Annotated in this window: 6 protein-coding genes; 5 read left to right on the forward strand and 1 reads right to left on the reverse strand. The window is 55.1% G+C overall.

Going from position 1 to position 13,037, the window contains the following annotated elements:
- Positions 1-3,722, reverse strand: a 3,722-nt coding sequence (locus G544_RS22275) for an Ig-like domain repeat protein (RefSeq protein ID WP_027275864.1), incomplete at its 3' end; no start/stop codon positions are given.
- Positions 3,723-4,932: 1,210 nt separating this feature from the next.
- Here G544_RS22275 and G544_RS0117985 point away from each other — a divergent pair.
- The 5 genes from G544_RS0117985 to G544_RS21015 all read left to right on the forward strand — a co-directional run.
- Positions 4,933-8,010 carry an autotransporter outer membrane beta-barrel domain-containing protein gene (locus G544_RS0117985; RefSeq protein ID WP_147654617.1) on the forward strand — a complete coding sequence of 1,026 codons (3,078 nt, stop codon included), beginning with the start codon at positions 4,933-4,935 and terminating at the stop codon, positions 8,008-8,010.
- A gap of 92 nt (positions 8,011-8,102) precedes the next feature.
- Positions 8,103-8,675 (forward strand): GNAT family N-acetyltransferase, encoded by a 573-nt coding sequence (locus tag G544_RS0117990; protein ID WP_027275866.1) that lies wholly within the window; start codon positions 8,103-8,105, stop codon positions 8,673-8,675.
- On the forward strand, positions 8,672-10,381 hold the full coding sequence (locus tag G544_RS0117995) for an AMP-binding protein (protein WP_027275867.1): 1,710 nt from the start codon (positions 8,672-8,674) through the stop codon (positions 10,379-10,381). The genes G544_RS0117990 and G544_RS0117995 overlap by 4 nt, the downstream gene beginning before the upstream one ends.
- A 1-nt stretch (position 10,382) precedes the next feature.
- Complete coding sequence (locus G544_RS0118000; protein ID WP_027275868.1) at positions 10,383-10,622, forward strand: acyl carrier protein; 240 nt, start codon at positions 10,383-10,385, stop codon at positions 10,620-10,622.
- Positions 10,623-11,301: 679 nt separating this feature from the next.
- On the forward strand, positions 11,302-13,037 hold a 1,736-nt coding region (locus tag G544_RS21015; RefSeq protein WP_161624130.1), incomplete at its 3' end, for an autotransporter outer membrane beta-barrel domain-containing protein.

Here is a 13,037-nt window from a genome sequence, read left to right on the forward strand (position 1 = left end):
CCGTTAATCGTCGGCGTGGTGTCGCTGGTGGTAGCGCCGCCAACCGCGTCGGTGATGGTCGGCGCGTCCGGGGCGAGAGTGTCTACCGTGAGGTCAAAAGTCGTCGAGGCCGGGCTTTCGTTGCCCGCCGCGTCGGTAGCGGTAGCGGTCAGCGTATGGTCGCCTTCATCCAGCGGTTCGTCCGGGGTGAAGTGCCAGTCGCCGCTGTCATCGGCGGTGGTGCTGCCGATAGGGTTGTCCTCGCCGTCGTAAACGGTGACGACAGCACCAGCTTCGGCCTTGCCGTTAATCGTCGGCGTGGTGTCGCTGGTGGTGGCGCCGCCGACCGCGTCGGTGATGGTTGGCGCGTCGGGAGCGACGGTATCGACTACGATGGTAATCGGTGCGGAGGTTCCCCCGGTACCGTTAACGTTGGTTGCACTGACGGTAAAAGCGTGCGGGCCGTCGAGCAGTTCGTCCGTCAGGACGATCGTCCATTCGCCTTCGCCATTCACCAAGACCGTATCAAGGATCTCATCGTTGTCATAAAGCGTCACCGTCGATCCCGCTTCGCCCTTGCCGCGGATTTCTGGCAGCCGATCGTCAGTGCTTTGCCCGTCGTTCAGGTTGCCCGTATGGATGCCGACGCTGTCGATAATGTCGGTAATTTCAGGGACGTCCGGCAGGCCGGTAGTTGGCGCGGTAATGTTTATGTTATCGCTAAAGTTTCCTGCGTCGTCACGGGCTAGTACGACCAGCGTTTCACCGTTGGTTTGCGCAGGAGCAATCGTGACGCTGAAGCTGCCGCCTTCGCCGACGAGGCCAGAACCTAACGGGTTGCCGCCTGCGTCCCTCACGACGATGGTGCTGCCGGGGTCCGCCGTTCCGGTCAGCGTGGTGCCATTGTCGGAAACCTGTAGATCGGAAGGTTCGCTCGGAGGCGTGGTATCCAGAATGATGGTTGTCGTCTCCGACCGGTCGCCGACGTTGCCGACGGCGTCCGTGGCGGTAAAGTTCAGTCGATTTTCACCCTCTTTTAGCGGCGCGCCCAACTCCGGCTGCCAGCTCCAGGCGCCAAACTCGTCCGCAGTGACGGTGCCCTGCGAGATGTCGTTAACGTAGATAGTAATGGTACTACCGGCTTCTGCCGTGCCGCTAACTACCGGACGCGGATCGTCGGTAGACTGGCCGTCTTCCAACGGGCCGGTGAAAATGCCGATGGCGTCGTTGATTTCTGTGATGACGGGGGCATCGGGCGCGATGCTGTCTACCGTGAAGGCCACGGCGTTCGACGCCGAGCTTTCGTTGCCGGCGGCGTCGGTAGCGGTAGCGGTCAGCGAGTGCCCGCCTTCGCCCAGCGGTTCGTCCAGCGTGAAGTGCCAGTCGCCGCTGTCATCGGCGGTGGTGCTGCCGATCGGGTTATCTTCGCCGTCGAAGATGGTGACCACCGCACCGGCTTCTGCCTTGCCGCTAATCGTTGGTGTCGTATCGCTGATAGTGCTACCGCCGACCGTGTCGGTAATGGTCGGCGCGTCGGGCGCGACGGTGTCTACCGTGAGGTCAAAGGCGATCGACGTCGGACTTTCGTTGCCCGCCGTATCGGTGGCGATGGCGGTTAGCGTATGGTCGCCTTCGCCCAGCGGTTCGTCCGGCGTGAAGTGCCAGTCGCCGTTGTCATCGGCGGTGGTGCTGCCGATCGGGTTGTCTTCGCCGTCGAAGATGGTGACCACCGCGCCCGCTTCGGCCTTGCCGTTAAGGGTCGGCGTGGTGTCGCTGGTAGTTGCGCCGCCGACCGCGTCGGTGATGGTTGGGGCATCCGGAGCGAGGGTGTCTACCGTCAGATCGAAAGTCGTCGAGGCCGGGCTTTCGTTACCCGCGGCGTCGGTGGCGGTAGCGGTCAGCGTATGGTCGCCTTCGTCCAGCGGTTCGTCCGGGGTGAAGTGCCAGTCGCCGCTGTCATCGGCGGTGGTGCTGCCGATAGGGTTGTCCTCGCCGTCGTAAATCGTGACCACTGCGCCCGCTTCGGCCTTGCCGTTAAGGGTGGGCGTGGTGTCGCTGGTGGTGGCGCCGCCGACCGCGTCGGTGATGGTTGGGGCGTCGGGGGCGACGGTGTCTACCGTTAGGTTAAAGGGCGTTGAGGTCAGGCTCTCGTTGCCTTCGGCATCGGTGGCGATGGCGGTTAGCGCGTGCTCGCCTTCGCCCAGCGGTTCGTCCGGAGTGAAGTGCCAGTCGCCGCTGTCATCGGCGGTGGTGCTGCCGATCGGGTTGTCTTCGCCGTCGTAGATAGTGACGATAGCGCCCGCTTCGGCGCGGCCGCTCAGCGTCGGCGCCGTGTCGTTGATGGCTTGTCCATCGGCGATGGGGCCGGTTGCAGGAAGGGCGTTGTCGACAATAGCGGTGATGGTCGGCGTGGCGATTTGTTGGGCGCTAGGAACCAGCGCGACGGTAGGGAGGCTGAGGTTGCCCGCCGGGTCGACGGCGCTTAGGGCCAGCGTTTCTCCCGCGCTGCGCGTTGAGGTCAACGTAATGCTAAAGCTGCCGCTTTCATTGGCCGTCGCGCTGCCAATTACGTTGCCGCCAGCGTCCTTGACGGTAACGATCGCATGGGGCTCCGACTCACCCGTGACCGTCGTACCGTCGTTTGACACGTTAAGATTAGAAATCGTTGGCAAAACGGTGTCGACGACGATCGTCACGGCGCTGGAAGCGACGCCGGTGTTTCCCGCCGGGTCGGTTGCCGTAACGGTGAAAGTGTGGCTGCCTTCGGGCAGCGGGCCGTTCGGCCTGAAGCTCCAGCTGCCGTCTGCGGCCACCGTCGTGGAGCCGATGGCCGCATTGCCGTCATAAATCGTGATGGTCGCACCTGCCTCACCGGTACCGTTAAGCGTCGGGCGGCTGTCGTTCGTAGACTGAGCGTTGGCAACGGTCCCCGTAACGGGGCTGACCCCGTCAACAATGCTGGTAATCACTGGCGCCAGGGGAGGCGTGGAGTCCGGCGCCGTGACGTTGGCCGACGGGCCGGTATTGCCTGCCGCGTCGGTAGCGTTGGCGGTCAGCGTTTCGCCGTTGGTCTGTGGGGTATTGAGGTCGATGGTGAATTGGCCGTCGTCTCCCGTCGTGCCTGTGCCTATTACGTTGCCGTCGGCGTCGCGAACGGTGACGGAGCTGCCGGGCTCCGCCGTGCCTGAAACGGTTTTTCCATCGACGGAAATAACCAGATTGCCCGGTGCTCCGGGGGGAGTAGTGTCTTTGGTTTCTTCGTCGTTGTTGGGGGGCGTCGCGCTGCCGCTGTCATTGTCGCTTCCACCGCCTCCGCCACCTCCACCCGAAGAGCCCAGCGCGATGGCGCCGCCGACGGCGGCTAGCCCACCCAGAACCCAGGGCCAGACTGCGCCGCCCATATGGTCTGACGTTTCTGCGCCTGCGATAAGCTCATCAACGCTGGAAATAGGTTCAAAGTGAATGCCGGTTGACGGTTCTTCAAGCCACCACAGCGCACCCTGGCTGTCTTCCAATACCAGCTGGCTCGTTCCTTTCTCATCGGCGACAAAGAAGTTGGCGATAGTGATTTTCTCACCGGAGTGGAGCGTGATGACAAGGTTGTTATCGACGCGAGTTAGCGCGGCGATGTCCTCTTTTTGCGCGTGAAGCACGATGACGGAGGAACCGTTCAGGCTGATGCTGCTGGTGTTAACGCTGGTCGTAGCGCCGGTTGCTTTGGAGATAACGGATATTGGGTTCATTGAGTATCACTCTTGACTGGTTTATGCAGTGGGTGCATTGATTGTTATTACCCCGCTCGTAACTCCATTCACATGATGTAGCCGTATTTACTTATCCCGCTGATTTTTTAAGACAAAAGAATATCGGCCATGGCTGACGACGGCGTTCCAAAAAATAGTATGAAAGTATTAGTGGGATGACTGATTATGATATAGACGCAAAGGAAAGAAAGCGCAAATGAATATTGGTTAAAATACTGTTTTGGTAGTGTTGTAATAGACGTGTTTTTGGGTGTGTAAGTGTGTTTTATTTTTCATTTTTTTGTTTTTTTTATAGGGTTTTTTAGAATAAATATATAGACGGTCGTCTTGTTTTTTCTTATTTAATAGGGTTGGATACAAAGCTGGTATTTAAATGGAGCGCCTCTTCTTCTCTCTTGATGGGGCGAAAAATGCGGTGGCTGAGCCTATCTCTCTTCCCTTGATGCTTATTTTTTCTATAACGTGTTGTTATGGTTTCTTAAATTTAACCTATCCCATTTTATTTTATAGCGTCTAAAGAAAAATTATAAACTATCCCTGCAGTGTGTATTGGTATTAAGGTGGATAATAATGCTTATTGTGGGGTTGTGGTTTATTTTACTTTCCTGTTTGTTTTTCAATAGAGCACCTTCTTTATTTTTATTATTGAGATGACTATCTTGCTATTTCCATTTTTCGCTCTTGATAGTAAATAGTTTTACTGTCTTATTCTCCTCTGGATAGGGCGTTTTTTGAATGGGTTTGCTGGTGTGAAGGGAGAAGTACCTCATCGACGAATGTCAGCCTGAGCCGGGGGTGAGATGGAGTTCGCACAAGGTTCGATGACTCTCAATGAAGCGGCAAGGCGACGGGCTATTTGTACTACAAAATAAAATAATTTTTAAAATTAAGCGGTTAATTTAATACCTATAACTTAATGATTTACTAATCGCATAAATGCTTATCTGGCTAACATTCATATGTCTAATTCACTTATATGCCTTATGGCTAATTATTGCATTTGCAACATATTTAATTTTTTTATTGTGATTTATATTTTATTGTAAATCAATTAATTAGTAATGTATTTCATTATTTAAAACGCTTTAATTTTATTGTTTTATTATTTTGATGTGTACTTAAAGCGTTTTATTGCTGTAGAATAGTTTCTGTGAGTTATTGTCGTTGCCAAGGATAAAGGTGAATCATTTTGAAAACACAGGGAAAGTTTAAGACAAACGCATTCAGAAAGAATCTTATTCTTGTCAGCATGCTGCCCGCGCTGGCCTCTTTTTCCGTTTCTGCGGATTCATACTGGACTAACGCCGTCGGCAATAATCAGTTTTTAGACGCTAATAACTGGGATACGCTAACCCCCCCTTCACTGGCTGACGGCGACCTCTATTTACATAACAGCGGCGGTCAGACCGTTGAGTTCGAGCTTGCCTCTACTTACCCTGACTTCACGTCCGGCGACGGCCGTTTCTACATTGGTCACGGCGTCGGCAATGATGCACGCCTGAAGTTTATTTCAACGACGGATAACGCCTATTACGCTCGCGCCTATCTTTATGGCGATATGGTCGTGGGCGCTGACGAAGGGCGTGGGCTGGTTGAGTATAGCCACGGTAAGTTCGATGGCTCCTTTTACGGCGTCGACGTTACCACGCTGACGATTGGTTCTGGCCTTAACAGTATGGGAACCGTTTCTCTGTTCGGTCAGGGAAAAACGACCACTGAACAGACGATGTCCAACAGCACGCTGGAAGCGCAGGAAATGCGCATCGGCGTTGACGGCGGCAGCGGCGTATTGAACGTCGACGGCAGCAGCATTGTCATCGACAGGCACTCTTCGGGCAATTATACGACGGCGTTCTCGTTGGGAGACGGCCTGAACAGCCAGGGAACGATGAACGTACTGTCCGGCGGTAAGGCGCTGGTCTCTTCCTCTTTGGGGTATTCTCCCTATACCGAACCCTCCGCCGTGATTGGCGTCAATCAGGGGCGCGGCGCGTTAAACATTTCCGGCTCCATGAGCAGCGACGCCGGAACGGGCAAAAGCCGAGCCTATTTCGGCCAGGGGCTGTACGTCGGCCACGGGGCGGACAGCGTCGGCGCCGTTCAGGTCACCGACGGCGGCCGCCTGGCGACGATGGGAACCGTCGGCGACCCGAGCGCGATAGGCGCCTACGTTGGCGTTAACGGCGGAACCGGCTCGGTGCTGGTTTCCGGCGAGGGCAGCGAGTGGCTGGTCTCCGGCGGGACCTCCATCCACAATACGGATAACCGCCTCGGCCACCTGTCGATCGGTGAAAGTGGTACCGGTAGTCTGACGTTGGCAAACGGCGGGCGGGTTTCCGTCGGCTGGATTGACTACCTTTATGACTACGATCCCGAAACCTATGCCTCTTACTACGACATCGCCTTTGATAGCGCCCGGCTGGGCGACCTGTATCTGGGGAATCAGGCGGACGGCGTCGGCACGCTGAATATCGGCGGCGCTGAAAACGGCTCGGCTCAGGCGGTAGGAACCGTTGAGGCTAACAGCATCGTAATGGGCGCGGGCAACGGCACGCTGGTATTTAACCATACCGACAGCAGCGGCCTGTACCAGTTTGACCTCGACGTCGTCAGCAGCGCGCAGGGGCAGGGCACGATTAAGCAGGTGAACGGCGTGACCGTTTTTAATACGGATCGCAGCGCCTTTACCGGCAAAACGCTGATTAGCGGCGGCACGCTGGAAGTTAACAACGTTCTGGGCGGTACGGTATCCGTTTCCGGCAGCGGCACGCTGGCCGGCATCGGTTCCGTCGGTTCGACGACCGTTGAGCGCGGGGGGGCGATTTCTCCGGGCGCGTTCAATACCGTTACGCCTGAAACGCTCACTGTCGCAGGCGATCTCACCATGACGTCGGGAGCGATTTACGTCACTAACCTGACGACCGACCTCGACTATTCAACGCAGAATGCCGACGGCGAAACGGTAAATACCTATCGCTCGGATCGTATTCAGGTTGACGGCCTCGCCACGCTTGGCGGCGCGAACGTGCTTGCCGTCGCGGGCGGTGATCAGGTGCTGTACGTGCCTAACAGCCGCTGGCATATTCTTAGCGCAACGGGCGGCGTGAGCGGCGAGTTCGGTACGCTTACCGCGCGGCCCTACGTCGATATGGACTATGAATACGATGCGAATAACGCCTATCTGGTAGTGACGCGCAATGAGCAGGACATCTGCATGGACGGCATGACCTCAAACGAGTGTAGCGTCGGCGGCGGCGTCGATGAAGAGGACGGCGGCGACATCGTGGATGAAATCATTTCTCAGCCAGATAAAGAATCCGCAAAAAATGCGCTGAACCAGCTTTCCGGCGAGGTTCACTCGTCGGCCAAGAGCGCCATGCTGGAGGACAGCCGCTTCCTGCGCGAGGCGGTCAATAACCGCCTGCGGGATCCAGCCGTAGGAACCGGCGCGTGGGGGCATATCTATACCTCATGGGGCTCCTTTGACAACAGCGACAGCGCTGCGCAGATGAAGCGCGATATCGCGGGCGTTATTTTGGGCGTCGACCGGTCGCTGAACGAAACCTGGACGTTGGGGCTTGCAGGCGGCTACGGTAAAGCGAACGTTCGCGTTTCAGAGCGCGCCTCGTCGGCCGATCGCTATGATTATCACGTCGGCGCCTATACTAAAGGACAGTGGGGCAACGTTAATCTGCATACTGGTGTAGGCTATACGTGGCACGACGTTTCCACCGAGCGCAGCGTAAGGCTTCAGAAGCTAGAAGACAGCCCTAGCGCTGACTATAACGCCTCAACCTCTCAGATGTTTGCCGAAGGTCGCTATCTGTTTGAAATGAAAGACGGTCTGGCACTGGAGCCGTATGCCGGCGCCGCTTACGTACACGTTGAAACTGACGGTTTCACCGAACGCGGCGGTAAAGCAAGGCTGCAGGGCGCCAGCGACAGCATGGACACGTTTTTCACTACCCTGGGCCTGCGCGCGTCGAAGGCCTATGCGTTAGATAACGGCCAAAATGCGAAGCTCTGGAGCAAGGTCGGCTGGCGCCACGCCTATAATGACGTTACGTCAACGACGAAAATGAGCTTTATCGGTGGGAAAGGCTTCGAGGTTATCGGCACGTCAGTAAGCAGGGACGTGGCCGTACTGGAAGTCGGCGCACAGATTGAGACTACGCCATCTGTCGACATCGGCGTGACGTATAACGGCAATATCGGCAACAGTACCGAGGATCACGGCGCAAAAATCTATTTTAACTGGCGTTTTTGATAACCTATACAACGTGTTGTAAAAACTGTCCGCGGCGTTGCAAAACCTCGCGGATATTTTGCACTGAGGCTAGAACAAAACGGGAAAATCCTATGACTCAACGGGCATCCAGTCTGGCGGGAGTGCCGGTCTTTATTGAAACAAATGGATTTCTTTTACGCAGCCTGACCCCGAGCGACGTATCGGCTTCATTTCTGGCATGGATGAACGGCTCAGAGATGATGGAAGGGCTGAATCTTCCGCCTCTCAACTTTACCCACGCGCAGTTGGCCGAGTACATCGCTCGGTTTGATAATTTGCACAACTACTTTATCGGCATTTTTGATAAGCAAAACGGCAATAGGCTGGTGGGTTTTTATACCATCGACGTCAACCTGACGCATCGGGTCGGCAACATTACCGCCGGCGTTGGCGAACCGGGCTACGTGGGTAAAACAGTGCTGTGGGCGACGATTGACGCTCTGCTTGACCATTTCTACACCTATCGAGACCTGTATAAGGTGGTGGCGCGCATTCTGGCCAGAAACAGGCGTATGCTGTTCTGCTTTGTAAAAAATCCTCGCTTTGTGCTGGAAGCCACGCTGAAGGGAGAATGCCAGGCGCCGAACGGCGATCGCGTCGATATACTGATTTTCTCCTCTTTCCAACCTGAGGTCGGCGAATGACGGCCATGCTAACCGTTACGCCGACGGTAAACAGCATTCCAATTCGCCACGGCGATTTTCCAACGGCAACTGACGCGCTGGCCTACGCGGCCCAGGGCGAAGCCGGGTTTAACTTTTTTAACGCCGCAGGCCAGCTGACCGCCGTTCTTGACTATCGTCGCCTGTGGCGGGAGTCGATGCGGGCAGGCCTGTACCTCAAGCAGCAGGGATTCGCCCGCTACGATCGCGTGGCGTTGATAGCGGAAACGACGCCCGACTTTCCGATCCTGTTCTTTGCCTGTCAGTATGCGGGGCTTATTCCTTGCCCCATGGCGTTTAGCCTGAATCCGGGCGGCATGGCGGCCTACGCCGAGAAGCTCAGCCTTTGGCTTGATAACGCCGACGCGAAGGCGGTGATGTGCTCAAAAAACGTTGCCGACGCGCTTGGGCAGCATATCGCCAAACCGCTTTTGGTAAGCGAGCGCATGCTGGCTGAAGCTACATTGCTTCACCAGCCGGAGGCGTCCGAACTGTCGCCGCTGGGAGCAGGCGACCCGGCCTACGTTCAGTTTTCTTCAGGCTCTACCTCGCGGCCCAAAGGCGTACTGCTGAGCCAGCGCCATCTGGAGGCGAATATTCACGCCGTTCTCCGCTATGGCATGCAGCTTCGCCCTGAAGACCGCTCGTTTAACTGGCTGCCGTTTCACCATAACATGGGGCTGGTGGGCTTTATGCTGGCCTCGGTTTACGGTCAGCGTTCGGTTGACTGCCTGAGCGCGGAACACTTTGTGCAAAATCCGCTGGTTTGGCTTGAACTGATGAGCAAACACAGGACGGCTATCACCTTTTCTCCGGCCTTTGGCTATCAGCTGGCAATGAAAAAGTATGCCGAAAGTGAGAGCAAGCCCAGTCTGGACCTCTCATCGCTGAGGGTGGCGGGCATCGGCGGCGATGCTATTAGCGCCGAGGTGCTGTCGACCTTTTCCGCCAGCTTTGCGCCATCGGGTTTTAAGACCCAGGCGTTTTTACCGTGCTATGGACTGACGGAGACGACGCTGGCGGTGACGGCGTCCGATCTTGACGCGCCGACAGCCATTGATTCACCGGACGACGACAGGAGCAAGACGCTCGTTTCCTGCGGTCGGGCGCTGCCCGGTTTCGAGATTAAAATCACGGACGCCGAAGGCGGGAAGAGGCTACCGGAACGCCAGGTTGGCCAGATATGGGTGAAGGGCCCAAGCGTCGTGACGTCCTATATTGACGATCGCGAGCGCATAACCTTCGACGGCGAAGGCTTTATGTATACCGGCGATTTGGGCTATCTGTCGCAGAGGCTTTTGTACATCAGCGGCAGAGAAAAGGACGTGATTATCGTCCGCGGCCGCAACGTTTGGGCACAGGACGTCGAATGGGCGGTATTGCAGGCCCAGCCGAACATCGGCGCCGGCAACGCGGCGGCTATCGGCCTGCACGATGGCCTTCAGGAGCGGCTTGCTACGCTGGTCTGCGTTTCACCAGAGGTTGCGCAGGATAAAGCGGCACTGCGGCGGATTGCTCTGGCGATAAAAAAGGCGCTGGCGCAGGCGACCGGAGTTACCGCCGAGGTGATATTCATCGCCGACCGGCTGCCGCTTACCGCTTCCGGCAAGCTGGCGCGCGCGCAGGCAAAAGAGGCCTATTTGGCCAATCAATTTATGATTATCCATTACGATGAGGAGACGCTCTGAGATGGACTATTTACAGCAAAGTAAAACAATCCTGTCCGGCTGTCTGTCGGTCCCCGTTGACCGTATTGAAGCAGACAGCACCCTTGAAGGGCTAAAGCCGGGCCTCGACAGCGTCACCTTCGCCAGCATTATGATGGAGGTGGAGCGGCGAGTGAAAAAAGAGGTTCCGGCCGCGGAGTGGCTGGATTTGGAAACCGCTGCCGATTTAGCGAGGATTTTAGAGAGGCACGGGCGAGAGTAAAGTAAGCGTCGTTTCTAAGGGCCGCCTTTATTAGGGCGGCTTTTTATTGTGTATATTTTATAAACAACATTTAATTGCTTATTTATAATTGGTCATAATTAAAAATGAGTAGCGCTAGTTTTTCTTTTTTCGATCATAAAAAACTCATTTATTTAACAATATTAATAAAATTCAATACATATCCTTCGTTAAATGTGTCTACTATTAGACATATACATATTTGGTAGGAGAAGTTTGGAAATGCTTACATTAATATATTGTACTTACAGCTATAACTATTATTAAGTATGTTATCTGCGGCTGTATAGGTCAGCACATGCAGAAGGCGCGATAATAGGTATATAGCAAGGGCCGTGCTGTTGATAATCTTTTATTAATTAACTGGTTGACGCTTAAATCTAATGGCGTAGTAAAAACGGATTTTGGAAATAGCGGATGTTTAAATCTCAGTTCAATAATTTATTTTTATCATAAGCTCGTAGCTAAAGGTCTGGTTTATTGGCTTTTAGTGCTTTTTACCATTTTCAATAGATATATTTAATCTATATCAAATACACGGAATGTTTATATGAATGCAGCCTGTCATTGTTTTATAAAACCCTCTTTAACCGGTAACTCTGTCTCTAATGGATTAGGGGCTAATAAAAATAAATTCCCCCTGTTTATGCGCTATAGCGCAATGGCTTTAGCCGTTGCGAGCGCCGTTTCTTTTTACTCAACGAATGCCAACGCGGCGACGGACTACGATACTCAGATAGTCGTCGGCGCGGGCCAAACGCTGACGCTGTCTTCCGGAGACCTCGTTATTCCCGCTTCTATCGGTGATGATGAAGGCGCCATCACCGTAGAGGGCGCCGGATCCGTTGTGAATGCAAACGGCGCAACTATCGAGGCTCACGGTAACTTTGTTCGCGGCTTGGTCGTTCGAGACGGAGGAACGCTGAACGCTGTAAATACCGACATCTCATCCGACAGCAGCGGTATTGTTGCTAAAGAAGCCACGATTAATCTGACTGGCGGAGCGATTTCCGTCAGTGCGGACGACTACGTGGCGGGAATTTCGGCTAAGCTGTCTGCGCTGGATATCAAAGGAACGCAGATTTCTTCCGTAGGGTATGGCGCAAGAGGCGTTGAGGGTGTCGATTCCACTATGATGCTGGAAGACGTCAATATTTTTATCGATGGCGTCAACGGCGTCGGTGTAAACGTTGATTTAGGCAGCAACGCTACGATCAAAAACTCGGTGATTAAGAGTGGGAATAGCGATGGTGGAATGGGGATTATCATGTCTGGCAGCGAGCTGTCGGTATCAAGCGTTGAACTGACCACCCTTAGCGATTTTTCCAACGGTATTCTCGTAAATGCCGGCGTAGTCAACATTGCGGACAGCAGCGTGTCGACTGAAGGGGATTCGTCTGACGCCATTCACTTAGGCGGCTCTTTTTCCCCTATCGTAAACGCGAACAACCTGCGGGTGACGACAAAAGGTGAAGATGCCGTAGGGCTTATGTTCATCAGCGGTAGCAGCGGAGAGCAGCGCGCGACGCTGCAAAACAGCAGCGTCAGCAGCGCACAGTCCGACGGTATATTTATGTATGACACCGTTGGTTACGTTGACCTGATCGGCAGCACGGTCACCGGCGGCAGTGGGACCGTCATGACGGTGCAAAATAATTCAACCAGCACGCTGGTTGCCGATTCTTCCACGCTAAACGGCGATCTGGTCGTGTTTTCCGACAGTACGGCGGACGTGACGCTGAAAAATGCGTCCGTGCTCAACGGCGCGGCCGATAACGTAACGGTGTTGAACATGAGCAACAGCCAATGGAACCTGAGCGGGGATTCCAGCGTGGGCGTGTTCAAAGGCGTCAATTCTACCGTCGTTTTCAATACGCCTGACGCTGGCGTATTCAAGACGTTAAAGCTTGGTTCTCTGGCTGGCGATAATACGACCTTCGTATTAAACACCGTGCTTAACGAAGGCGGCGCCAATGCGCAAAGCGATAAAATCCACGTGACCGGAGACGCCAGCGGCGACCATACGCTGGTGATTAACCAGGCCGGCGGCCTGGGCGCATTGACCGAAGGGGACGGCATTCAGGTCGTCGCTATCGACGGCGACGCCACCGGCAGCTTTAAGCTGGGCAACAGGGTTAGCGCGGGCGCTTACGAATATCTGCTCTATCAGGGCGGTGAAAGCGACGTTGACGACTGGTATCTTCGCTCTTATTTGCAGACGTCAGAAGATCCGAGCGCAGAAGGGGAAGGCGAGGGCGTGGTGCTGTATCGTCCGGAAGTGGCCAACTACGTTGCTGCGCCTTACCTGAACGAACAGTACGGCTTTGACGCGATTGGCACTCGTCACGAGCGCATCGGCGACGACGTTAGCCGCTCGGCGAACGGCGCGTGGGGTCG

This window comes from Leminorella grimontii ATCC 33999 = DSM 5078 (genome assembly GCF_000439085.1).
GTDB classification, from domain to species: Bacteria; Pseudomonadota; Gammaproteobacteria; order Enterobacterales; family Enterobacteriaceae; genus Leminorella; species Leminorella grimontii.